At 67.4% G+C, this 22,039-nt stretch carries 20 protein-coding genes and 1 pseudogene; 15 read left to right on the top strand and 6 right to left on the bottom strand.

Annotated elements, in window-relative coordinates; translation table 11 throughout:
* Positions 1 to 196 precede the first annotated feature (196 nt).
* The 8 genes from XARJCFBP2528_RS07635 to XARJCFBP2528_RS07600 all read left to right on the top strand — a co-directional run bounded on the left by XARJCFBP2528_RS07635 (position 197) and on the right by XARJCFBP2528_RS07600 (position 6,806).
* Positions 197 to 1,468, top strand: a complete 1,272-nt coding sequence (locus XARJCFBP2528_RS07635; RefSeq protein ID WP_016901428.1) for an allantoate amidohydrolase — start codon at positions 197 to 199, stop codon at positions 1,466 to 1,468.
* Positions 1,458 to 2,714, top strand: coding sequence for a pyridoxal-phosphate-dependent aminotransferase family protein (locus XARJCFBP2528_RS07630; RefSeq protein ID WP_016901427.1), 1,257 nt, complete (start codon positions 1,458 to 1,460; stop codon positions 2,712 to 2,714). The genes XARJCFBP2528_RS07635 and XARJCFBP2528_RS07630 overlap by 11 nt, the downstream gene beginning before the upstream one ends.
* A complete protein-coding gene (puuE, locus tag XARJCFBP2528_RS07625) occupies positions 2,711 to 3,601 on the top strand; it encodes an allantoinase PuuE (protein WP_016901426.1) in 891 nt (296 codons plus the stop codon). The genes XARJCFBP2528_RS07630 and puuE overlap by 4 nt, the downstream gene beginning before the upstream one ends.
* Positions 3,598 to 3,993, top strand: a complete 396-nt coding sequence (gene hpxZ, locus XARJCFBP2528_RS07620; RefSeq protein WP_016901425.1) for an oxalurate catabolism protein HpxZ — start codon at positions 3,598 to 3,600, stop codon at positions 3,991 to 3,993. The genes puuE and hpxZ overlap by 4 nt, the downstream gene beginning before the upstream one ends.
* Complete coding sequence (uraD, locus tag XARJCFBP2528_RS07615) at positions 3,990 to 4,481, top strand: 2-oxo-4-hydroxy-4-carboxy-5-ureidoimidazoline decarboxylase (protein ID WP_016901424.1); 492 nt, start codon at positions 3,990 to 3,992, stop codon at positions 4,479 to 4,481. Before hpxZ ends, uraD begins: the two co-directional genes overlap by 4 nt.
* On the top strand, positions 4,478 to 5,899 hold the full coding sequence (hpyO, locus tag XARJCFBP2528_RS07610; protein ID WP_016901423.1) for an FAD-dependent urate hydroxylase HpyO: 1,422 nt from the start codon (positions 4,478 to 4,480) through the stop codon (positions 5,897 to 5,899). The genes uraD and hpyO overlap by 4 nt, the downstream gene beginning before the upstream one ends.
* A complete protein-coding gene (uraH, locus tag XARJCFBP2528_RS07605; RefSeq protein ID WP_016901422.1) occupies positions 5,869 to 6,228 on the top strand; it encodes a hydroxyisourate hydrolase in 360 nt (119 codons plus the stop codon). Before hpyO ends, uraH begins: the two co-directional genes overlap by 31 nt.
* Before the next feature lie 104 nt (positions 6,229 to 6,332).
* Positions 6,333 to 6,806, top strand: coding sequence for a YehS family protein (locus XARJCFBP2528_RS07600; RefSeq protein ID WP_016901421.1), 474 nt, complete (start codon positions 6,333 to 6,335; stop codon positions 6,804 to 6,806).
* Between the two features lie 620 nt (positions 6,807 to 7,426).
* Here the strand turns inward: XARJCFBP2528_RS07600 and XARJCFBP2528_RS07595 are convergent.
* Positions 7,427 to 9,544, bottom strand: coding sequence for a methyl-accepting chemotaxis protein (locus XARJCFBP2528_RS07595; protein ID WP_047124560.1), 2,118 nt, complete (start codon positions 9,542 to 9,544; stop codon positions 7,427 to 7,429).
* A 183-nt stretch (positions 9,545 to 9,727) separates the two neighbouring features.
* On the opposite strand from XARJCFBP2528_RS07595, the gene hrpB reads away from it, so the two are divergent.
* Together hrpB and XARJCFBP2528_RS07585 are read left to right on the top strand one after the other, a co-directional pair.
* The gene (hrpB, locus tag XARJCFBP2528_RS07590) at positions 9,728 to 12,229 is read left to right on the top strand and encodes an ATP-dependent helicase HrpB (protein WP_047124559.1); all 2,502 of its coding nucleotides are present in this window, start codon (positions 9,728 to 9,730) and stop codon (positions 12,227 to 12,229) included.
* A 329-nt stretch (positions 12,230 to 12,558) separates the two neighbouring features.
* Positions 12,559 to 12,990: a hypothetical protein gene (locus tag XARJCFBP2528_RS07585; protein ID WP_016903604.1), complete on the top strand. Its 432-nt coding sequence runs from the start codon at positions 12,559 to 12,561 to the stop codon at positions 12,988 to 12,990.
* A 400-nt stretch (positions 12,991 to 13,390) separates the two neighbouring features.
* On the opposite strand, the gene XARJCFBP2528_RS07580 is transcribed toward XARJCFBP2528_RS07585, so the two are convergent.
* Positions 13,391 to 13,969 (bottom strand): pseudouridine synthase, encoded by a 579-nt coding sequence (locus tag XARJCFBP2528_RS07580; protein ID WP_016903605.1) that lies wholly within the window; start codon positions 13,967 to 13,969, stop codon positions 13,391 to 13,393.
* A gap of 356 nt (positions 13,970 to 14,325) precedes the next feature.
* Positions 14,326 to 15,181 (bottom strand): annotated as a pseudogene (locus XARJCFBP2528_RS07575) (class I SAM-dependent methyltransferase).
* Between the two features lie 232 nt (positions 15,182 to 15,413).
* Between XARJCFBP2528_RS07575 and XARJCFBP2528_RS07570 the strand changes: the two are divergent.
* From XARJCFBP2528_RS07570 to XARJCFBP2528_RS07555, 4 genes are all read left to right on the top strand, one after another.
* A complete protein-coding gene (locus tag XARJCFBP2528_RS07570; protein WP_047124558.1) occupies positions 15,414 to 16,385 on the top strand; it encodes an aldo/keto reductase in 972 nt (323 codons plus the stop codon).
* 116 nt (positions 16,386 to 16,501) lie between these two features.
* The gene (locus XARJCFBP2528_RS07565) at positions 16,502 to 17,530 is read left to right on the top strand and encodes an NADP-dependent oxidoreductase (protein WP_047124557.1); all 1,029 of its coding nucleotides are present in this window, start codon (positions 16,502 to 16,504) and stop codon (positions 17,528 to 17,530) included.
* Between the two features lie 76 nt (positions 17,531 to 17,606).
* On the top strand, positions 17,607 to 18,410 hold the full coding sequence (gene dkgB / locus XARJCFBP2528_RS07560) for a 2,5-didehydrogluconate reductase DkgB (RefSeq protein WP_016903609.1): 804 nt from the start codon (positions 17,607 to 17,609) through the stop codon (positions 18,408 to 18,410).
* Positions 18,411 to 18,553: 143 nt separating this feature from the next.
* On the top strand, positions 18,554 to 18,856 hold the full coding sequence (locus XARJCFBP2528_RS07555; RefSeq protein ID WP_026064604.1) for a hypothetical protein: 303 nt from the start codon (positions 18,554 to 18,556) through the stop codon (positions 18,854 to 18,856).
* 71 nt (positions 18,857 to 18,927) lie between these two features.
* On the opposite strand, the gene XARJCFBP2528_RS07550 is transcribed toward XARJCFBP2528_RS07555, so the two are convergent.
* Complete coding sequence (locus XARJCFBP2528_RS07550) at positions 18,928 to 19,338, bottom strand: hypothetical protein (RefSeq protein WP_047124556.1); 411 nt, start codon at positions 19,336 to 19,338, stop codon at positions 18,928 to 18,930.
* A gap of 218 nt (positions 19,339 to 19,556) precedes the next feature.
* Between XARJCFBP2528_RS07550 and XARJCFBP2528_RS07545 the strand changes: the two genes are divergently transcribed.
* Complete coding sequence (locus tag XARJCFBP2528_RS07545) at positions 19,557 to 20,366, top strand: DUF2884 family protein (protein WP_047124680.1); 810 nt, start codon at positions 19,557 to 19,559, stop codon at positions 20,364 to 20,366.
* 255 nt (positions 20,367 to 20,621) lie between these two features.
* Here the strand turns inward: XARJCFBP2528_RS07545 and XARJCFBP2528_RS07540 are convergent, their stop codons facing one another.
* Together XARJCFBP2528_RS07540 and XARJCFBP2528_RS07535 are read right to left on the bottom strand one after the other, a co-directional pair.
* On the bottom strand, positions 20,622 to 21,323 hold the full coding sequence (locus tag XARJCFBP2528_RS07540) for an alpha/beta fold hydrolase (RefSeq protein ID WP_016903613.1): 702 nt from the start codon (positions 21,321 to 21,323) through the stop codon (positions 20,622 to 20,624).
* Positions 21,324 to 21,606: 283 nt separating this feature from the next.
* A complete protein-coding gene (locus XARJCFBP2528_RS07535; protein WP_039515670.1) occupies positions 21,607 to 22,035 on the bottom strand; it encodes an organic hydroperoxide resistance protein in 429 nt (142 codons plus the stop codon).
* Positions 22,036 to 22,039: the final 4 nt, after the last annotated feature.

Here is a 22,039-nt window from a genome sequence, read left to right as displayed (position 1 = left end):
TGACGGGGGCGGTTCGTATAGTCGATTCGACGGCCGCCGCTTGCCGCGCAAGCACCTGATGCCATTGCTGCGAGGCGATCAACGTCGGCGATATCCGCCCCCCTTTCCACACCGCCTGCGGAGGCTCCATGCATCAGTCCCTGTCGCATCGCGGTCCTGGCAGCTGCGTTAAAACAACACCCCTGCACGGCACCCCATGCTGAGCGCGCAACGCAGCTCACCCGTCCAAAGCTCGGGCGCGCGCGCGGTCGACCGCTGCGACGCCCTGGGTGTTCCGCCCTACAGCGACACACCCGGCGGGCTGTTCCGCGCCTGGCTCAGCCCAGCGCATCGCGCCGCCGTCGCACAGGTGGGCGAATGGATGCGCCAGGCCGGCATGCAGGTGCGTCTGGACGCAGCGGCCAACCTGATCGGGCGTTACGAAGGCGCGCATGCCGACGCACCGGCGCTGCTGATCGGCAGCCACCTGGACAGCGTGCGCGATGCCGGGCGTTATGACGGCCCGCTCGGCATCCTGCTCGGCATCGAATGCGTCGCCGCGCTGCATGCCCAGGGCCGGCGCCTGCCGTTCGCGATCGAGGTGATCGCCTTCGGCGACGAGGAAGGGTCGCGCTTTCCTGCCTCGATGTTCTGCAGCCGCGCAGTCGCCGGCACGCTCGACCCCGCCACGCTGGCGGTCACCGACGCGGCCGGCACCGACGTGGCCAGCGCGTTGGCCGAGTGGGGCCTGGACATCGCGCACATACAACACGCCGCACGTGCGCCCGGCAGCCTGCTGGCCTATCTGGAAACCCACATCGAACAAGGCCCGGTGCTGGAAGCCGAAGGCCTGCCGCTCGGCATCGTCACCGCGATCGCCGCGCAGCGGCGCTTTGCCCTGCGCTTCGACGGCCGCGCCGGCCACGCCGGCACCACCACCATGGCCTTGCGTCGCGATGCATTGAGCGCCGCTGCCGAGGCCTTGCTGGCCATCGAAGGGATTGCACGCGCCGGCAGCGACGACCTGGTCGCCACGGTCGGCAAGCTGCAGGTCGCACCCGGTGCCACCAACGTGGTGCCCGGCCGGGTGGACTGCACGCTGGACGTGCGCGCCGGCGACGATGCAACGCGCGATGCGGCAGTGTTGGAGATCGAACGCGCCCTGGCCCGTATCAGCAAAACCCGCAACATCGCCATCGCCATCGACCCGTTGCAGACGCTGGCCGCCAGCCCCTGCGCACCGGCATTGATGACCCGTCTGCAACACGCAGTCGCCGCACAAGGCGTCGCGCCGCGCCAGTTGGTGTCCGGCGCCGGCCACGATGCGATGGTGATGGCCGCGCTCTGCCCCACCGCGATGCTGTTCGTGCGCTGCGCCGGCGGCATCAGCCATCATCCGGACGAACACGTGGCCCCGGCCGATGCCGAACTCGCACTGGCGGTCATGCGCCACTTCATCGAACACCTGGGAGATCCTCTTGTCACCTGATCTGCGTCACCTGCACACCTTCGGCGAGCTCGATCCCCCGCAACGGCTGTTGATGGGCCCGGGCCCGGTCAATGCGCATCCGCGCGTGCTGCGTGCGATGGCCGCCGATCTGCTCGGCCAGTTCGATCCGGAAATGACCACCTACATGAACGAGGTGATGGCGCTGTACCGGCCGCTGTTCGGTACCGAGAATCGCTGGACGTTTCTGGTCGACGGCACCGCGCGCGCCGGCATCGAAGCGGCGCTGGTGTCGCTGGTCAGCCCGGGCGACCGCGTGCTGGTGATCAACTTCGGCCGCTTCGGCCTGCTGCTTACCGAGATCCTGGGCCGGCTCGGTGCCGATGTGCACACCGTGGATGCGCCCTGGGGCGAAGTGGTGCCGCTTGCTGCAATCGCCGAGGCGATCGAACGCGTGGCACCCAAATTGGTCGCTACCGTGCACGGCGACACCTCCACCACCATGGCCCAGCCGCTGGATGGCCTCGGCGCGCTGTGCCGCGCGGCCGGCGCGCTGAGTTACGTGGATGCCACCGCCACCATCGGCGGCATGCCCATCGCCAGCGATCGCTGGGACGTGGACGTGGTCACCGGCGGCCTGCAGAAATGCCTGGGCGGGCCGTCCGGCTCGGCGCCGATCACCGTCTCCGACGCGGCGGCCGAGGCGATCTTCGCGCGTCGCCATGTCGAGCGCGGCATCGTACGCGAGGACATCGTCAACGGCAGCGGGCCGCGCATCGCCTCGAATTATTTCGATCTGGCGATGATCATGGATTACTGGTCGGACAAACGCCTCAACCACCACACCGAAGCCACCACCATGTTGTACGGCGCGCGCGAATGCGCACGCGTGGCGCTGCAGGAAGGCCTGGACGCCCGCTTCGCCCGCCACGCTGCCGCCGGGCGTGCGGTGAGTGCCGGCATCCGCGCGCTGGGGCTGGAGGTGTTCGGCGATGATGCGCACCGCATGACCAATGTCACCGGCGTGGTGATTCCGCACGGCATCGACAGCGATGCGGTGCGCCGGCGCATGCGCGAGGATTTCGAGATCGAGATCGGCACCGCGTTCGGGCCGCTGCAGGGCAGGATCTGGCGCATCGGCGCGATGGGCTACAACGCGATGAAACACAAGGTGCTGATCACCCTGGCCGCACTGGAAGCGGTGCTGCGCGCCGAAGGCTACGCCTGCACACCAGGGCTGGCGGTGGAAGCCGCACTGGCGGCCTGGCACGCGGAGCCGCAGGCATGAACACGGCGCGCGACCTGGTCGGCTATGGCGCCACCCCGCCTGCAGCGCAGTGGCCCGGTGGCGCGCGCATCGCGGTGCAGTTCGTCATCAATTACGAAGAGGGCGCGGAAAACTGCGTGCTCAACGGCGATGCCGGCTCGGAAGCCTTCCTGTCGGAGATGGTCGGCACGCAAGCGCAGCCCGGTGCGCGTGCCATGGCGATGGAGAGCCTGTACGAATACGGCAGCCGTGCCGGCTTCTGGCGGCTGCATCGGTTGTTCACTGCGCGCAATGTGCCGGTGACCGTATTCGGCGTGGCGCACGCGCTGGCCTCCAATCCCGAAGCGGTCGCCGCGATGCAGGCCGCCGACTGGGAGATCGCCAGCCACGGCCTGCGCTGGATCGATTACCAGCATGTGGATGAAGCCACCGAGCGTGCGCATATCGCCGAAGCCATCGCCGTGCACACCCGCGCCGCCGGCAGCCGCCCACTGGGCTGGTACCAGGGCCGCACCAGCCCCAACACCGCGCGGCTGGTCGCCGAGGAAGGCGGCTTTGTCTACGACGCCGACAGCTACGCCGACGATGTGCCGTACTACGACCACCGGCACGGCCGTGCGCAGTTGATCGTGCCGTACACACTGGACGCCAACGACATGAAATTCGTCGCCTACAACGGCTTTGCCGATGGTGAGCCGTTCTTCCGCTATCTGCGCGATGGCTTCGAGCAACTGCGCAGCGAAGGCGGGCGCATGCTGTCGGTCGGCCTGCATGGGCGCATCGTCGGCAAGCCGGCGCGCGCGGCGGCCCTGGCACGTTTCGTCGATCATGTGCTGGCCAGCGGCGATGCCTGGATTGCGCGCCGCATCGATATTGCGCGGCATTGGCTGCAGGTCCATCCCGCATGAGCATCGACACCGCCGACATCGACCTGCCCGAGGTGATCGCGCAAGTGACCGCCGCCTTCCATGCCTACGAACAGGCCCTGATGGACGACGACATCGCCGCAATGGATGCGCTGTTCCACCCGGCACCCGGCACGGTGCGCTACGGCGTGGGCGAGGTGCTGTACGGCATCGAGGCGATCCGCGCCTTCCGCATCGGCCGCGGCGGCTCGCCGCAACGCCGGCTTGTGCATGTGCAGGTGCATGGCTTCGGCCACGACTTCGCCACCACGCACGCAGAATTCATCCGCGACGGCAGCAGCGCGCGCGGGCGCCAGAGCCAGAGCTGGGTGCGTTTTGCCGACGGCTGGAAAGTGGTGGCCGCGCATGTCTCGCTGCAGGGGACGCATGCATGAGCGTGATCGACGACAGTGTGCTGGACGATGCCGCCTTCGTGGCGCGCTATCGCGAGCTGTTCGAGCATTCGCCGTGGGTGGTCGAACGCGCTGCGCGGCGGCGCCCGTTCGCCGATGTGTACCGCGGGCTGATGCAGGTGGTGTTCGACGCGTCGCAGGAAGACCAGGTTGCGTTGATCCGCGCGCATCCGGAGCTGGCGGGCAAGGCGGCGATCGACCGCACGCTCACCGCCGCGTCGGCCGCCGAGCAGGCCTCGGCCGGATTGGACCGGCTCAGCGAAGCCGAATTCAAGCGCTTCCACGCGCTCAATCAGGCCTATCGCCATCGCTTCGGATTTCCGTTCGTGATCTGCGTACGGCTGCACGACAAGGCCGGCATCCTCGCCGCGCTGGAACGCCGGCTGGATGCCTCGCGCAGCGAAGAACTGTCCACCGCCCTCGCCGAGATCGGCAAGATCGTGCAACTGCGCCTGGAGGCACTGCCATGAGCCTGGCCCAACTCGAACGCGAGCTCCACCACGACCTGCAACGCCTGGCCCACGGCGGCGATGCCTGGGTACAGCCGCGCGTGCATCCGGCCGGGCACGTGTACGACGTGGTCATCGTCGGCGCCGGCCAGAGCGGCCTGGGCGCGGCTTTCGCACTGCAGCGCGAGCGCGTGCACAACCTGCTGGTCATCGATGAGAACCCAGCCGGGCAGGAAGGCCCGTGGGTGACCTACGCGCGCATGCAGACCTTGCGCACGCCCAAGCAGATCACCTCGATCGACCTGGGCGTGCCGTCGCTGACCTTCCGCGCCTGGTGGGAAGCACAACACGGCGGCGCCGGCTGGGACGCGCTGGACAAGATCCCGCGCGGCAGCTGGATGGACTACCTGCGCTGGTACCGCGCGGTGCTGCGCCTGCCGGTGCGCAATGCCACGCGGCTGGCGCGGGTGGAGCCGGACGTGGCGCCAGGCATCCACCGCCTGCATCTGGCGATGGGCGCGCCGCTGCTGACGCGCAAGCTGATCCTGGCCACCGGTATCCAGGGCGGCGGCCAGTGGATGGTGCCGGACTGGATCAGCCGCGCCCTGCCCGCACAGCGCTACGCGCATACCTCCGGCCACATCGACTTCACCGCGCTGGCCGGCAAGCGCGTGGGCATCCTGGGCGGTGGCGCCTCCGCGTTCGACAACGCCTGTTTCGCGCTGGATCAAGGCGTCGCCAGTGCCGAGGTGTTCGTGCGCCGCAGCGCATTGCCGCGCATCAATCCATTCCGCCACATGGAACAGGCCGGCATCATTCCGCGCTTTCTGACGCTGCCGGATGCGGACAAGTACCGGATGATGGCCAGCTTCTTCGCACACAACCAGCCGCCGACCAACGACACCTTCCAGCGCGCCTGCGCGCATGCCGGCTTCGCGCTGCACCTGGGCGCGCCATGGCTGGAGGTGGCCGAGCGCGATGGCGAGGTGGTGGTGCGCACGCCGCAGGGCGAGCACCGCTTCGATTTTCTGGCCGTTGCCACCGGCCTGGTCACCGACCCGCAACTGCGCCCGGAACTGGCCGCGCTGTCCGGGCGCATCGCCTGCTGGGGCGACCGCTACCAGCCGCCTCCGGGCCAAGCCAATCCGGTGCTGGATGCGCACCCCTACCTGGGCCCGGGCTTCGAACTGCTGCCGCGCACGCCCGACGATGCCGCGCTGCTGCACGGCTTGTTCGCATTCAACTATTCGGCGCTGATCAACCACGGCCCGTCGGCGGCGGCGCTGTCCGGGCTCAAGGTCGCGCTGCCGCGGCTGGCCCGCGCGGTGGCCGACCAGCTGTTCCTGGACGACCGCCAGGCCATCGTCGACAGCTATCTGGCTTACGACCAGCCCGAGTTCGTCGGCCAATGGCCGCAACCGACCCAGGCGGTGGCATGAGCACGCTCTCCACCCACGTGCTGGATACGGCCACCGGCCGCCCCGCCGCCGGCATCGCCTTGCGCCTGTTCGCCGGCGCCACGCTGCACTTCGACGGGGTCACCAACCAGGACGGGCGCTGCCCCGAACTGGCCGCACTCACGTTGCAACCCGGCCGCTACCGGCTGGAATTCGAGGTGGCCGGCTATTGGCGTGCGGCCGGCACCGCACTGCCCGACCCGCCCTTCCTGGAACAGGTGCCGATCGCGTTCGGCATCGCCGACGACGGCCATTACCACGTGCCGCTGCTGCTCTCGCCGTACGGATATTCCACCTATCGCGGCAGCTGAGCGGCCGCCGGTTCGGCAACGGATCGGCGGGGCACACGCCGCGTTCCGCGTCGGCCCCGTAGAATGGCGTCTTTCCGGCGACAGGCCGGGGCCCCGGAATTGTCATGATCCACAACGATGTACTGCGCAGCATCCGCTACATGCTCGACCTCAGCGACGACAAGGTGGTGGAGATCACCCACCTGGCCGACCCGGAGTTCGCGCTCGACAAGCCGCAGGTACAGGCCTGGCTGAAAAAGGAAGACGAGCCCGGTTTCGAGCCCTGCACCGACGCAATGCTGGCGCGCTTCCTCGATGGCCTGGTGCTGCGTTTCCGCGGCCGCGACGAGAGCCAGCCGGTGCGCCCGCTGGAAACCCGCGTCGGCAACAACCTGGTGCTGAAAAAACTGCGCGTGGCCTTCGAGCTGAAAGACGTGGACATGCACGCCATCTTCGCCAGCGCCGGCTTCCCGCTGTCCAAGCCGGAACTGTCCGCGCTGTTCCGCCAGCCCGGCCACAAGAATTTTCGCCCCTGCGGCGACCAGTTGCTGCGCGCCTTCCTCAAGGGCCTGACCGCGCGGATGCGCGAAGCGGGTTGATGACCAGATACTGAGGTCGGACTGGTTTGGCCTGGCTTGGTCGTCCGACGACGCTGCGACTTGAATTCGCAGGTTTTTAGCGCAGTTTTCGTGTGTCTCGAAGTGACTGGATGGTGTCGGTGGATCGATCGTGGAGCGGTCGATCTGCGGCTTGGTTGCAGGGCCCTTGCCCGCCCACCGTCGCAGGACACGCCGCAAGTACGTCCATGTAGGCTCTTACGCGGCATCCATGCCGCGTAAGGTCCCGCGACGGTGGACGGGCAAGGACCAAGCGAGATGGTCGGTGTGCTTGGTGCAAGCAATGCACGATGTGCGTTGTTCGGATTGTGGGAGTCCAGTTAGCCCCTCAATCGAATTCGAGCAACAGGCAAGCCTTGAACGAAGCGATCTCAAACTTCTCGGCACCCCAAAGCAAACACAGGTTTTGACCGGGCCACCGACCACCACTCTGGTGCGGCGTCCCCGCCGCTTGCGGGACCCTTGGCGGCATGAATGCCGCCAAGGAGCCTACACGGACGGATGCATGACGTGTCCCGCAAGTGGTGAGGGCACCGCGCCCTCGACGCACCGGGTTTTTGATTCAAGCATCTGCACCTAGGCCGCTACAACGCCTCACGCAATCAAGCCGCAGCCGCCAGGCTTGGCCGGCGTGCGTCCAGGCGGAACACCGATACCGCTTCGCTCAGTTCCACCGCCTGCTCTTCCATTGCACGTGCCGCCGCGGAGGCTTCTTCCACCAGTGCGGCATTGCGCTGGGTGGTTTCGTCCATGTCGTTGACGGTGCGAGCGACCTGCTCGATGCCGGAGGATTGTTCGCGCGATGCGGCGGAAATCTCCGCAATCAACGTGGTCACCTGCTGCACCGACTGCACGATCTGCTGCATCGTCTGCCCGGCCTGATCCACGCGCGCGCTGCCGCGCTCCACGCTGTCCACCGAGGCGTCGATCAGGTGCTTGACCTCCTTGGCCGCGCCGGCCGAACGCTGCGCCAGCGCGCGCACTTCCGAGGCGACCACGGCAAAGCCGCGGCCCTGTTCGCCGGCACGCGCCGCTTCCACTGCCGCGTTCAGCGCCAGGATGTTGGTCTGGAAGGCGATGCCGTCGATGACGCTGATGATCTCGGCGATCTTCTTGGACGACACCTCGATCTCGCCCATGGTGTCGACCACGCTGGCCACCATCTCGCCGCCACGGCCGGCGATCTCCGCGGCCGCCTGCGCGCCGCGGCTGGCCTGCTGCGCGGTGTCGGCGTTCTGGCGCACGGTGGAGGTGAGTTCTTCCATCGAGGTGGCGGTTTCTTCCAGGTTGGCAGCCTGCTGTTCGGTGCGCTGGGCCAGGTCGTTGTTGCCGGCGGCAATCTCTGCCGAGGCGGTGCGAATGGTCTGCGCGGCCACGGTGATGTCGCCCACGATGTCGGTCAGGCGCTGCACGGTGGCATTGGCATCGTCGCGCATGCGTGCGAACACGCCTTGCTGGTTGCCGTGCATGCGCGCGGTCAGGTCGCCATCGGCGATCGCCTTGAGCAGCTGCGACAGCTCGGCCAGATTCTGGTCCACGTTCTGCATCAGGCCGTTGACGCCGTTGACCATGGCGCGGAATTCGAACTGGTAGGCCTCGGCATTGCCGCGCGTGGCGAAGTCGCCGGCCGCAGCCGCGTCGACCAGGCCACGGATTTCGCCATTGATCGCCGCCAGGTTGCGCTTGGTGGTGTCCATCGCCTCGGTGATCTGCGCTTTCTCGCCAGGCAGGCGCGGCATGTCCACCGACATGTCGCCGACCGCGTAATGCTGCATCACCTGCAGCATGTCGCCGATCAGACCGACCTGCGCGCCGATCAAGCCATTGGTGTCGTCGACCATGCGGCCGTATGCGCCCGGGAAGGCCTGCGCGTCCATGCGGTAACTCATCTGCCCGGCTTCGTGGCGCTGTGCCATGTCGGCCTGCGCGGTGGAGACGTCGGTGAGCGTGTTGACCACCTGGCCCATGGCCTGGCCGAGCAGACCGATTTCATCGCGCGTGCTGACCGCTGCACGCGCCGACAGATCGCCGGCCGCCACCTGGCGTGCCGCACGTGCGACGTTTTCGATCGGGCGCACGATCGAGCGACGGATCCACCAGCCCAGCACTGCCACCAGGCACAGCGCCGCGGCGATCGTGGCCACCGCCGACAACACCAGCTTGTGCTGCGCCGATTGCGAACTGGCCAGCACCGCCGCATCGGCCAGGGTCTTGCTGCGCTTCACCAGTTCTTCGAGGGTGTGGCTGGGCGCGCGGTCCTGGCCCTTGACCAGCTGGTCGCCCACCTGGGTGTCGTAGCCGGCCTCGGCAAACTTGCCCAGCGCCGCTTCGTAATTGCGCTGCAGACCCAGATGCGCCTTGGCAAAGTCCTGCGCCAGCGTGCGCGCCTGCGGGTCCTGGGTTGCCTTGGCCAGCGCCTCGGTGCTGGCCTGCACCTTCCTGCCCTGCTCGCGGAAGGCGCTCAGATGCTTGTCCAGCAGCGCCGGATCGCGCCCGCGGATCAGCACGTTCTTCCATTCCTGCACCTGCAGGCGGAAATCGCGGGTGATCTCTTCGCTGCTGGAAGCCTGCGCCACCTCCGGCGGCACCTTGCCGGACAGACTCAGCCACGCCGTACCCAGACCGCCCAGGGCACACAGCAGGATGACCGACAGACCCAGCGCGAGCGCGCCGAGCAGCTTGCTTTGCAGGCTGACGAATTTCGGGGTGACAGCAGACATGGTGCATCCAGATCGTGGATTACATCGGTTGTCGACATGTGTCTTACCGATCTGAAGCAGCGCCGGCCGCCGGAATCATCGCTTGAATGCCCGAAGAGGTGAGCACTTCCGGATTCCCCGACAGGCTTCACCCGACGGCCCGACCGTCGCGCCATCTGTGACGTGCCCGTATCCTTCCCGCGCATGACCGAGCCTGCCTTTCCGATCTCCCCCCTGCTGCCGCAGCTGTGCGACAGCCTGGCCGCCCATCCGCGGCTGGTGCTGGAAGCCCCGCCCGGCGCCGGCAAGACCACCCAGGTACCGCTGGCCTTGCTGGACGCGCCGTGGCTGGCCGGTCGCAAGATCGTGATGCTCGAACCGCGGCGCGTGGCCGCCCGCAGCGCCGCCATGTTCATGGCGCGCCAGTTGGGCGAGCCGGTCGGCGAGACGGTGGGCTACCGCATCCGCTTCGAGAACAAGACCTCCGCGCGTACCCGCATCGAGGTCGTCACCGAGGGCATCCTGACCCGGCTGATCCAGGACGACCCGATGCTGGAGCACATCGGTGCGCTGCTGTTCGACGAGTTCCACGAGCGCCACCTGGCCGGCGACCTCGGCCTGGCGCTGGCGCTGGACGTGCAGGCGCAGGTGCGCGAGGACCTGCGCATCGTGGCGATGTCGGCCACGCTGGATGGCGAGCGCCTGGCCGGCTTTCTCGACGCACCGCGCCTGAGCAGCGCCGGGCGCAGTTTCCCGGTGGAGATCGCGCATTTTCCCGCGCGCCGCGACGAAGCGCTGGAGCCGCAGACCCGGCGCGCGGTGGAACACGCCTTGGCCACACATCCGGGCGATGTGCTGGTGTTCCTGCCCGGCCAACGCGAGATCGCACGCGTGCACGGCGCGCTGCAGGACGTGCTGGACCCGGCCGTGCAGGTGCTGCCGCTGCATGGCGAGCTGTCGGTGGAAGCGCAAAGCCGGGTGCTGCAGCCCGACCCGTCAGGGCACCGCCGCGTGGTGCTGGCGACCAACGTCGCCGAGTCTTCGGTGACCCTGCCCGGCGTGCGCGTGGTCATCGACAGCGGGCTGGCGCGCGAGCCGCATTACGATCCCAACAGCGGTTTCTCGCGGCTGGACATCGCCACCATTGCGCAGGCCTCGGCCGACCAGCGTGCCGGCCGCGCCGGGCGTGTGGCCAGTGGCTGGGCATACCGGCTATGGCCGCAATCGCAACGGCTGGAACCCCAGCGGCGCGCCGAGATCACCCACGTGGAGCTGGCCGGTCTGGCGCTGGAACTGGCGGCCTGGGGCAGCGCCGCACTGCGTTTCGTCGATGCCCCGCCGGCCGGCGCGCTGGCTGCCGCGCACGAGTTGCTGCAGCGACTGGGCGCGCTCACCGACGGCGGCGGCATCACCGCGCTGGGTCGGCGCATGCTCGCGCTGGGTACGCATCCGCGCCTGGCCGCGATGCTGGCGCAGGCCGGCGATGCGGCCCGCGTGGCGCTGGCCTGCGACCTGGCCGCCTTGCTGGAAGCGCGCGACCCGCTGCGTCAGGGCGGCGATGGACTGGCCGCGCGCTGGCGCGCACTGGCCGCCTTCCGGCAAGGCCGCAGCGCGCACGATGCCAACCGCGGCGGCCTGGCCGCGATCGACAGCGCCGCCAAGCAATGGCGACGCCGGCTGCGCTGCGACAGCGCCCCGCCCGCCAGCGTGGAAGCGCATGCACTCGGCGACCTGCTCTCGCACGCCTTCCCCGACCGCATTGCCGCGCGCCATACCAACGACCCGCTGCGCTACCTGCTTGCCAACGGCCGCAGCGCGCGCCTGTTCGACCACAGCGACCTGCGCGGCGAACCCTGGCTGGTCGCCAGCGAACTGCGTTACGAAGCCAAGGACGCGTTATTGCTACGCGCCGCGCCGGTGGACGAAGGCTATCTGCGCCACAGCGTGCCGGAGCGCTTCGTGCAGCAGGATCTGGTGCAGTGGGATGCGGACAAGCGCGCCCTGGTGGCGCGCCGGCAATCCAGCTTCGACCGCATCGTGCTCGACAGCCGCCCGGCCGGCCGCGTCGATCCGGCGCAGGCCGCCGACGCATTGACCGAGGCAGTGCGTCAATTGGGCCTGGATGCCTTGCCCTGGACCGACGGCCTGCGCCAATGGCGCGCACGCCTGCAGTCGTTACGCGCCTGGATGCCCGAGCTTGCGCTGCCCGACCTGTCAGACACCGCGTTGCTGGAGACACTGGACACTTGGCTGCGCCCGGCCTTCGCCGGCAAGACCCGCCTGGATGCGCTGGACGAGGCCACACTGGGCGAAGCGCTCAAGGCCGCCCTGCCGTGGGACCGCCGCCAGCTGATCGATCGCCACGCGCCCACCCGCATCGGCGTGCCCTCGGGCATGGAACGGCAGATCGTCTACGCCCTCGACCACGCCGAGCAGCCGTTGCCGCCGGTGCTGGCGGTCAAGTTGCAGGAACTGTTCGGCCTGGCCGACACCCCGCGCGTCGCCGACGGTCGCATCCCGCTGACCCTGCATCTGCTCTCGCCAGGTGGGCGCCCGTTGCAGGTCACGCAGGATTTGAAAAGCTTCTGGGTCACCACATACCCGGATGTCAGGAAGGAGATGAAGGGACGGTATCCCAGACATCCGTGGCCGGAAGATCCATGGTCCGCAACTGCAACCCATCGGGCAAAACCGCGCGGCACCTGATATGAGCCCCTCTCCCCTCGGGAGAGGGGTTGGGGTTAGGGTACGGGGAGAAGCCCATGCGCTGCTCAAGCGCACGTGGCTTCGGCCGTACCCTCATCCGCCCCTGTGGGGTACCTTCTCCCGGCCTGAGAAGGGAGTCGACGTCGACACCGGCCAGGGCAGGCTTCTGTCGCACCCAGGTAACTACCGAAGCCAGGTAAGCACCGATCGCAGCGTCGCCTAACCTCATTACTTAACCGCAACCCAAACAAGCCCTGCCACCGCTAACACCGTCTATACGCAGCAGCCCACACACTGCGGCCCACGTACTCAGAAAGGAAACGCCTCCAATGAGCAAGCTGACTGTGATCACCGAACGCGCCCTGGAGCGTGCCCTGGAACTGGCTGGCAATGCTGGCGACCACCTGCGTCACGCCGCATCCAATGCTGGCGATCAGGCCCGTCATGCAGGCAGCAGTCTGCGTCATTTCGGTCCGGGCGCCAGCGAATGGCTGAAGACCGGTGCTGCCCTGGGTGCCGTGCGCACCGGCGGCAAGGTCGTCAGCAAAGTGGTCAAGCGCAACCCGGCCGTCACCGTGGCCGCTGCGGTCGCCGGCCTGGGTCTGATCGGTTATGCCGTGTATCGCAAGCGCCAGCGTGACCAGCAGGTGCTTGGCGGCAACGTCCACCGTCTGGACCGCGAACACGCCAGCAATGCCAGCGCACGTCGCGCCGCCTACCAGCGTCGCGGTGCAGTGACCCCGAGCGACGGCATCGAATAAGCCGTCGTTCCAGGCACAAACATGACGCCACGGCCCTGCGCCGTGGCGTTTTTGTTTTTGGACCACGATCGATGCCACCGTTAAATCGCCAAGTCATCGACACCCACTCGGGTGGTCGAAGAATGCGGCACTACACGTGCAGGTCCGCGGCGATTAACGATCGCGTGTGATCGCGCTGCTTGCCCCTAGTCGCGCCCTTGTCATTACCGCGCTTGCCCTGACCCGCGCTGCATTGCCGCATTGCAAGGTGGATCGGCCCCGCAGACACGCAACCGCTGCGTCTGAGCTCGCGTTACCAATCCCGCTGCTCATGCCGCATGAGCGGTTCTGGAAGCAGCGCCGTCCAAGATGCATCGAGCTCAGCGCCGCATGCGGTGCAGCGACCGCTGTACCGGATGCATCAGGCGCCGCGTCGCGTCCTGCCCGGGCGCGCGCCATGCATTTGTTCGATGCGCCACTGGCCCGGCGCCAGCGCATCCAGGGTCCAGTCGCCGATCGCCACGCGGATCAGACGCAAGGTCGGAAGACCCACCGAGGCAGTCATGCGCCGCACCTGCCGATTACGGCCTTCGGTGATCTGCAGCTCCAGCCAGGCATCGGGCACGGTCTTGCGCACGCGCACCGGCGGATCGCGCGGCCACAGCTGCGGTGCCGGATCGAGCCTGCGCACTTCGGCCGGGCGGGTCGGGCCGTCGTTGAGCAGCACGCCATCGCGCAAGGCCTGCAGTTGCGCAGGTTCCGGGTCGCCTTCCACCTGCACCCAGTAAGTCTTGGGTTGCTTGTGGCGCGGGTCGGTCAAGCGATGCGCCAGTGCACCATCGTCGGTCAGCAGCAACAGGCCTTCGCTGTCGTGATCCAGGCGACCGGCTGCATAGACGTCGGCTGGCAGGCCGAATTCGGCCAGCGTGCGCTTGGGCGGCTGCGAGCGGTCGCTGAATTGCGACAGCACGCCATAGGGTTTGTTCAACAACACCAACATGCCAATCCTGTTGCGCAAGGCCGTTGCAGGCCACGCGCGTGGCGCGTGGGTCGTGCACCGGGTTGAAGAGGTCGCGCTACCGGCGGCAGGTGGTGCGCTGCTGCCCGCAACCGCGTTGCACGCTGACGCCGCCGGCATCGCTACGCGGGGCGGTTCTGCATCAATGGCCTGCCGCATGCAAACCAGCGCAGCGTTGGTCCAACTGGCCATCGTTGCGCTGTCCGCGCCGTCCTTATGGTCGTGCAGCCAATTGCGCAGTCATCGCATGCCGCGCGCCATGACAGCATCGACGCACTGCGGCAGGCAGCCAAAGACCCGCATGCCGACGCGCGGTGCGTCGGCATGCAGGCCGCGTCTCACTGCTTGACGAACTTCAAGGTCATGCGGTCGCTCTCGCCGATCGCCTTGTACTTGGCATCGTCGGCCTTGTCGTGGTTGTTGCTCGGCGGCAGGGTCCACACGCCACCGGCATAGTCCTTGGTGTCGCGCGGATTGGCGTTGACCTCGCTCTTGCCGGCGAGCTTGAACCCGGCCGCTTCGGCCATCGCGATCAACTGCGCCTGGCCGACATAGCCGCTCTTGTCGTCGGCCGGCACGTCGGCCTTGGCACGGTGCTCGACCACGCCGAGCACGCCGCCGGGCTTGAGCACCTTGTAGAAGCCGGCAAACATCGCCTCGGCATTGCCGGCCATGCGCCAGTTGTGCACGTTGCGGAAGGTCAGCACCAAGATCGGCCGAGTTGTCCACGCCGAACGAAGGCGCCTTGGGAACATAAGAGACGAACGACGGTTTGCCGTACACCTCCGGCTTGGCAGCAAACTTCTTCTCCAGTTCGTCGCGCCCACGTTGTGCCGAATCGCGGCCGCGCCCCTCCGGCACCGCCGCCGGGTCGACCACCGCGGCAACATACTTGCCCTTGTCGCGCAGGTACGGCGCCAGGATTTCCGAGTACCAGCCGCCGCCTGGCGTGATTTCGATGACGGTCTGGGTCGGCTTGATGCCGAAGAACGCCAGCGTCTGGCCGGGATGACGATAGACATCGCGCTGCACGTAGACGCGATCGCGCCAGTTGCCGTCGATGGCTTTTTGCAGCGCCGCATCGGGCGCCGGCAAGCTGGCGCTATCGGCCGGTTTAATTGCCATTGCCAGTGGCGCGCTCATCGCCACTGCCATCCCCACCACACATGCACACACCAGCTTGTTGCGGATCATCGCAGCGCCCTTTGCGGGAAAAAGTAGCGCGAGCCTAGCATGCGGCCCGAAGCCTGCCATGTGCACGGATCCGTGCGCCGCATGACGCGCCGCACCAGGCGCTGCAGGCCACATGTTCAGACGACGTGAGTCGATGAGGGCGATCTGCGGAACGCTGAATCCACGCAGGTGTCACACGCAACATCGGCACGCATGACTATCCTGTCGGCAGTTCGAATCAGGAGCAACCGTGATGACCCACTCCCGCGCGCTAGGCCGCTCCGGCCTGCAGGTTCAACCGATCGTGTTCGGTGGCAATGTGTTTGGTTGGAGCGCCGACGAGGCGACCTCGTTCGCGTTGCTCGATGCCTTCGTCGATGCCGGCTTCAACCTGATCGACACCGCCGATGCCTACTCCGGCTGGGTGCCGGGCAATCGCGGTGGCGAGTCGGAAACCATCATCGGGCGCTGGCTTGCACGCAGCGGCAAGCGCGACAAGGTGCTTATCGCCACCAAGGTGGCCAAATGGAGCGAGCAGCCAGGCCTGTCGCCGGAGAACATCGCCGCCGCGGTGGAAGATTCGCTCACCCGCCTGCAGACCGATGTGATCGATCTGTACCAGGCGCACGAAGACGACGAGTCGATTCCGCTGGAAGCCACGCTGGCCGCGTTCGGCCGCTTGATCGAACAGGGCAAGGTGCGCGCGATCGGCGCGTCCAACTACAGCGCCGCACGCCTGCGCGATGCCCTGGATATTTCCGAGCAGTACAAGCTGCCGCGTTACGAAAGCCTGCAACCGGAATACAACCTCTACGATCGCGCCGGCTATGAGGCCGAGCTGGAGCCGCTGGTGCGCGAACGCGAGCTCGGCGTGATCAGCTACTACTCGCTGGCCAGCGGCTTTTTGACCGGCAAGTACCGCAGCGCCAACGACGCCAGCAAGAGCAGCGCACGCGGCGCCTCGGTGGTCAAGCAATACGTCAATCCGCGCGGTCTGCGCATCCTGCAGGCACTGGACGATCTGGCGGTCACCCACAGCGCGACGCCGGCCCAGATCGCATTGGCCTGGTTGATCGCACGCCCGGGCCTGACTGCACCGATCGTCAGTGCCACCAGCGTGGCCCAGTTGCACGATGTGCTGGCCGCCGCGCAGCTGTCGCTGAGCGCCGATCAGATTGCACAGCTCGATGCCGCAAGCGCCCCCGAGCCGGCCGACGCGGCCTGACGCATCGGCTTGCAGCACGCACGCAGTCAACCACGCGCGTCTTTCCGCGCGCAGCCGCCATCGCGGCTGCGCTCCCCCGGTCGCGTACGCGCGGCCCTTTCCGCAAGGAATCCCCCATGACATCGATCACCAATCGCCGCATCGTGCTGGCCTCGCGCCCGCACGGAGAGCCGAGCGCCGACAATTTCCGTATTGAAGAAGTCGCCTTGCCGCCCACCGGGCACGAGCAGATCCTGGTGCGCAACCGCTTCCTGTCGCTGGACCCGTACATGCGCGGGCGCATGGACGAAGGCCCGTCCTATGCCGCACCGGTGGAGATCGACGCGGTGATGGAAGGCGGCACCGTCGGCGAAGTGCTCGAATCGCACCATACCGGCTATCAGCCTGGCGACCTGCTGGTGCTGCCCGGCGGCTGGCAGAGCCATAGCCTGCTCACGCCCACCACGCCGCTGCGCAAGCTGCCCAAGGACGATGCCCTGCCGCTCAGCACCGCGCTCGGCGTGTACGGCATGCCCGGCTTCACCGCCTATGCCGGCCTGCACGAAATCGGCAAGCCGCAGGCCGGCGAGACCCTGGTCGTGGCGGCAGCCAGCGGGCCGGTCGGCGCCACCGTGGCCCAGCTGGCGCGTCTGCAGGGCTTGCGCGTGGTGGCCATCGCCGGTGGCGAGGAAAAGGTGCGGTACCTGCGCGAGGTATTGCGCGTTGATGTGGCACTGGACCACCGCGCCGACGACTTTGCCGAGCAACTGCGCGCTGCCACGCCGGACGGGATCGACATCTATTTCGAGAACGTCGGCGGCAAGGTCTTCGACGCGGTACTGCCGCAATTGAACGACTTCGCGCGCATCCCGGTATGTGGCGTGATCGCCACCTACAACAGTCGCGGCCAGGCCTCGCCGGGGCCGGATCGGCTGCCGGAGTTCATGGGCCAGGTGCTGCGCAAGCGGCTGACCGTGCGCGGTTTCATCCAGCACGACTTCATCCGCCTGATGCCCGCCTTCCTGCGTGAGATGGGCCAGTGGCTGCGCGAGGGCCAGATCCAGTACCGCGAGCACGTCCTGCACGGCCTGGACAGCGCCCCACAGGGCCTGATCAGCCTGCTGCGCGGCGAAAACTTCGGCAAGGCGGTCGTCGCCCTCGACTAGCTCGACTCGCAGCGCCGAATACGCTCCCCGCTTTTACGATTCCCCATTCCCCATTCCCAATTACCAAAGGAACACAATGACAGTCCCCGCATTCGGCCTCGGTACCTTCCGTCTCAAGGACCAGGTCGTCATCGACTCGGTGCGCAACGCGCTGGAGTTGGGTTACCGCGCCATCGATACCGCACAGATCTACGACAACGAACAGCAGGTCGGCCAGGCCATTGCCGCATCCGGGCTGCCGCGCGACCAGCTGTATCTGACCACCAAGATCTGGGTCGACAAGTTCGAGCGCAGCGCCTTGCTGCCCAGCCTGCAGGAAAGCCTGCGCAAACTGGGCACCGACGATGTCGATCTGACCCTGATCCACTGGCCCTCGCCAAAGGATCAGGTGCCGATGCGCGAGTATCTGGAAGCCTTGAACGAGGCCCGTCAGCAGGGCCTGACGCGTGCGATCGGTGTATCCAACTTCACCATCGCGCTGACCAGGCAGGCCATCGAGATCCTGGGCGCCGATGCCATCGCCACCAATCAGATCGAGGTGCATCCGTACCTGCAGAACCGCAGCCTGATCGCGTTCCTGCGTGAGCAAGGCATCCATGTCACCTCGTACATGACGCTGGCGGTGGGCGAGGTGCTGAAGGACCCGGTGATCCAGGCGATCGCCGCACGCCACGACGCCACCCCGGCGCAGGTCACCCTGGCCTGGGCACTGCAGCAGGGGTATTCGGTGATTCCGTCCTCGACCAAGCGGGACAATCTGGAGAGCAATCTCAAGGCGCAGACGCTGCGGCTGAGCGAGCAGGACATGGCCGAAATCGCCGCACTGGACCGCGGGCAGCGGCTGGCCAACCCGAAGGCCATCGCACCCGACTGGGATTGAGGTCCCGGCTGCCACGGGTCGGCACTGTCCGGCCCGTGGCGCAATCACCGCGACGACCGCTCGTCGTCGCGTGCTGGTTGCACGCGGCAGGCGCTGCTACGGTGCCGGACACAGGGGGTAGTCTCGGCAACGGAGTCCTACCCATGCACAGCGCATCCGTCTTGACCCGCCGCAGCGTCGATCTCGACACGGAGATCGCCTACTGGCGCGATGTCCACGCCGAAGGCCATCTGGGTGGTTACGCCTTCGCCGATTACGCCCGGCTACTCACGCTTGGCTACGACATCTATCTGTCCTATCCGCGCGCGACCGAGGCGCAGCTGTATCGCGTGCTGCAGGACGGCTATTACCACTATCAACCGCTGCTGTCGGTGCCCTGGGACCAGGCGCGCTGGATCGTGCGGCATGCGTGGCGGCATTTGGAAGAGGCTGCCGTCCGGCATTGAAGCAAGCATGCTGACGTGAAGCGACCGTTCGGAAGCCGGCGCAACGCTTGCGGCCGCGCAGCGCTGTCAGCTCACTGTCCCAGCGCCATCGCCTGGCGGTCGATGCGGTGCTTGTCGGCCAGTGCCTGCATGCCCTGCAGGGTGGCGGCGATCAGGCTGGCATAGCGCAGCCGCCACAGCGTGGCGCGGTCGTTGTCGTCGTGCGTATTGCCCAGGCCGTCGAGCACCTGCGGCAGACGACGATCGGCCAACGCGGAGGGGGCCAGATAAGGCTTCTCGGGTGCGATCACATCCACCGGCGCGCGCCAGTCGTTGGCAACCTGCTGGGAAATACCCGCCAGGTGCGAGAGCTGGTGCATGCCGATCAGCGTCTCGTGCAGCATCTCGCGGCACGCCCACTGCCACAGCGCCACCTTCTCCGATGGGTCCTTGGCAATCTCGGTGAGTGCCAGATCAACCTTTTCGATGCGTGAGTCGAGCATTGCTGAGCTCCGATGCTGCTGTGCAACATAATTCACACCATACACCGTGAGAATCAAGTGAGCCAAACGTTTGCAGGATGTCGGCGCACCGATGCTCGACCCGGTTCACGCTTTGCATGTCGAGGCCAAGACGCCGCTACGGCACCCTGACTTCCTGCCCATGGCCAGGCGTGCAGCCGCGCGCCATGCTGCCGCATCACCACTCCCGGGCATTCGCCATGCGCATCCGCACCGTCCTGGCCCCGCTCCTGCTGCTGGCGGCCTGTAGCGCACAGGCCGCAACCGCCAGGCCGCAGGTGTCCGCACAGCAATGCGACGTCAGCACCTCCTACGACGTGTTGGCGGACAGCGGCGGCATCTGGCTGCGTCGCAAGCAAGGCGTGCCGCGCGAGATTTTCTTCCACGGTGGCGAACTCAACATCGATCGCCAACCGCAAGCGGTCAGCGCTGCCGACGCGCAACGCCTGCGCGAACTTGAGCAGGGTGCCCGCGCACTGATGCCGGCCGTGACCGCCATTGCCCGCTCGGTGGTCGACATCAGCTTCGACGCACTGGCCGGCGTGGTGCAGATGCTGACCGACAGCACGCGCCAGGAGCGCAAGGTGGAGCGACTGCGCGACACCGCACTCGCGCAGGTCGATGCCACGCTGGGGCGTGGGCGCTGGGAGCAGGCACTGTTCGACGAACGTTTCGAAGCCAGTGTCGAACGCGCTGCCGACGACCTGGCCGGCAGCCTGACCCGCAGCGTGATGTGGACGGTAATGACCGGACGCGCTGCGCAGCTGGAGCGACGCGGCGAGCAACTGGATGCGCGCATGGAGCAGCAGATGCAGGTACGCAGCCAGGCGCTGGAAGCACAGGCACAGACGCTGTGCACGCAGGCGCAGGCCCTGTATGGGGTGCAGCAGGCGCTGGAATATCGCTTCCAGGGCCAGCCGCTGCAGATGCTGGAACTCCACACGCATCAGCAGAAAGACGACGCCGATGTGCCGGTATCCAACAGCGTTGTGGCGACGGCCGCGCGGTGACGGCGCCGATGCAGCGCAGGCGAACTTGCACGCTTTACGGCAGTCCAACGAGTCGCTTCGGCCGGATGGCTGCCGCGACTGCGTACGACACCCATGCATGCATGAATGCAGGCATTGCGTAGCAGCCGATGGCGCACTGATCACCTTTCCAAGACCGCTGGTTCAGAGCCCCTCATCGCGCACTGGTTGATGCCATCTCGCCGCATGGGATCGCACGGCGGCAGGCCTGGCTGTGTCGGCTCGGTCGTCGCCGTATCAGGCGAGCAGCCATTGCCGCAGTGCATCCGACACCGCCTGCGGCTGTTCCAGCGGCGACAGATGGCCACACGCAGGCACTTGCACCAAGCGCGCCTGCACTGCGAGTGCGGCCATTTCCTCGTGCAATGCCGGCGGGGTGATCGCATCGTCCTTGCCGCACAGCACCAGCAGCGGGCCGGCATAGGCGCGCAGCAGCGCGCGGCCGTCTTCCCGCTCCAGCCGGTTCTGCCGCAGGAACACCTCCACGCCCAGTCGCTGGGTCATGCCACGCACCCGCTCCAGCAAGGCCTCGTCCTGCCAGCGCGAGGGATGCACATAGTGCCGCAGCAGCCGTTCGCCAAATCCGTGGAAGGCACTGGCGCCACGCACGCTCGCTTCCTGCGCGCGCCGTTGCGCCGCACGCTCGGGCGAATCGGCACGTGCGGAGGTATCCAGCAAGGCCAGCCGCTCCACGCGCTCCGGCGCGATACGCAGGATTTCCTGCGCGACGTAGCCACCCAAGGAAAATCCCGCCAGTGCAAAACGCGGCGGCATCTGCGCCAGCAGCTGTGTCGCCAGCGCGCGCATGCTCTCGCCCTGGGTGATGTCGCCAACCACGCAGTCGGCAAGCTCGGCCAGGGCCACGCGCTGTGCCTGCCACAACTGCGCATCGTTGAGCAGACCGGGGAGCAGCAACAAGGTGGGACGCGTTGCGCTCATGCGCAGCAAAGTCCGATCGGGGTCGCAGAAGCAGGCACTGTCATCGCAACAGTGTGCCGCGCGGTGACGCGCATCGCCAGCGCGTGCATGTGCGCCTCGACGCGGGTGCATCGACTCGTTGGCGTGTCTTGCGTCCACACCAGGTCGCGCTGACACAGCGACGCCGGCTGCCTGTGTTCTTCAGGGCAGCGCTCCTGCTGCTGCAACAAAAAAAACGGCCCGACGCAGGCGCCGGGCCGTTGTTGACTCCACCACGTGTGACGCGTGGTGGTGCTGGCGTGGATCAGGCCAGGGTCAGGGTGACGTCGATGTTGCCGCGGGTCGCGTTGGAGTACGGGCAGACCTGGTGGGCCTTGTCGACCAGCGCCTGCAGTTCGGCCTGGTCCATGCCCGGCACTGCGATGCGCAGTTCCACGGCAATGCCGAAGCCGCCCGGAATCTGGCCGATGCCGACGCTGCTGTCGATGCTCACTTCGCCCGGCAGCTTGAGCTTGTCCTGCGCCGCGACAGCCTTCATCGCGCCGATGAAGCAGGCTGCGTAGCCGGCAGCGAACAGCTGCTCCGGGTTGGTACCGTCGCCGCCGGCGCCGCCCAGCTCGCGCGGGGTGGACAGCTTGGCATCCAGCGCCTTGTCGGAAGACACGGCGCGGCCTTCGCGACCACCGGTGGCAGTGGCGTGGGCGGTGTAGAGGACTTTTTCAGGTGAGGCCATGGTG

Source organism: Xanthomonas arboricola pv. juglandis, from assembly GCF_001013475.1.
GTDB classification, from domain to species: Bacteria; Pseudomonadota; Gammaproteobacteria; order Xanthomonadales; family Xanthomonadaceae; genus Xanthomonas; species Xanthomonas arboricola.
The sequence above is the reverse complement of the archived record's forward strand: the minus strand, read 5'-3'. Positions and strand labels throughout refer to the sequence as shown.

Excerpts from the sequence above, each read along its gene's own strand:
- XARJCFBP2528_RS07635 (WP_016901428.1), top strand. The coding sequence starts at position 197 with ATGCTGAGCGCGCAACGCAGCTCACCCGTCCAAAGCTCGGGCGCGCGC.
- puuE (WP_016901426.1), top strand. The coding sequence starts at position 2,711 with ATGAACACGGCGCGCGACCTGGTCGGCTATGGCGCCACCCCGCCTGCA.
- hpxZ (WP_016901425.1), top strand. The coding sequence starts at position 3,598 with ATGAGCATCGACACCGCCGACATCGACCTGCCCGAGGTGATCGCGCAA.
- uraD (WP_016901424.1), top strand. The coding sequence starts at position 3,990 with ATGAGCGTGATCGACGACAGTGTGCTGGACGATGCCGCCTTCGTGGCG.
- hpyO (WP_016901423.1), top strand. The coding sequence starts at position 4,478 with ATGAGCCTGGCCCAACTCGAACGCGAGCTCCACCACGACCTGCAACGC.
- uraH (WP_016901422.1), top strand. The coding sequence starts at position 5,869 with ATGGCCGCAACCGACCCAGGCGGTGGCATGAGCACGCTCTCCACCCAC.
- XARJCFBP2528_RS07600 (WP_016901421.1), top strand. The coding sequence starts at position 6,333 with ATGATCCACAACGATGTACTGCGCAGCATCCGCTACATGCTCGACCTC.
- XARJCFBP2528_RS07595 (WP_047124560.1), bottom strand. The coding sequence starts at position 9,544 with ATGTCTGCTGTCACCCCGAAATTCGTCAGCCTGCAAAGCAAGCTGCTC.
- hrpB (WP_047124559.1), top strand. The coding sequence starts at position 9,728 with ATGACCGAGCCTGCCTTTCCGATCTCCCCCCTGCTGCCGCAGCTGTGC.
- XARJCFBP2528_RS07585 (WP_016903604.1), top strand. The coding sequence starts at position 12,559 with ATGAGCAAGCTGACTGTGATCACCGAACGCGCCCTGGAGCGTGCCCTG.
- XARJCFBP2528_RS07580 (WP_016903605.1), bottom strand. The coding sequence starts at position 13,969 with ATGTTGGTGTTGTTGAACAAACCCTATGGCGTGCTGTCGCAATTCAGC.
- XARJCFBP2528_RS07570 (WP_047124558.1), top strand. The coding sequence starts at position 15,414 with ATGACCCACTCCCGCGCGCTAGGCCGCTCCGGCCTGCAGGTTCAACCG.
- XARJCFBP2528_RS07565 (WP_047124557.1), top strand. The coding sequence starts at position 16,502 with ATGACATCGATCACCAATCGCCGCATCGTGCTGGCCTCGCGCCCGCAC.
- dkgB (WP_016903609.1), top strand. The coding sequence starts at position 17,607 with ATGACAGTCCCCGCATTCGGCCTCGGTACCTTCCGTCTCAAGGACCAG.
- XARJCFBP2528_RS07555 (WP_026064604.1), top strand. The coding sequence starts at position 18,554 with ATGCACAGCGCATCCGTCTTGACCCGCCGCAGCGTCGATCTCGACACG.
- XARJCFBP2528_RS07550 (WP_047124556.1), bottom strand. The coding sequence starts at position 19,338 with ATGCTCGACTCACGCATCGAAAAGGTTGATCTGGCACTCACCGAGATT.
- XARJCFBP2528_RS07545 (WP_047124680.1), top strand. The coding sequence starts at position 19,557 with ATGCGCATCCGCACCGTCCTGGCCCCGCTCCTGCTGCTGGCGGCCTGT.
- XARJCFBP2528_RS07540 (WP_016903613.1), bottom strand. The coding sequence starts at position 21,323 with ATGAGCGCAACGCGTCCCACCTTGTTGCTGCTCCCCGGTCTGCTCAAC.
- XARJCFBP2528_RS07535 (WP_039515670.1), bottom strand. The coding sequence starts at position 22,035 with ATGGCCTCACCTGAAAAAGTCCTCTACACCGCCCACGCCACTGCCACC.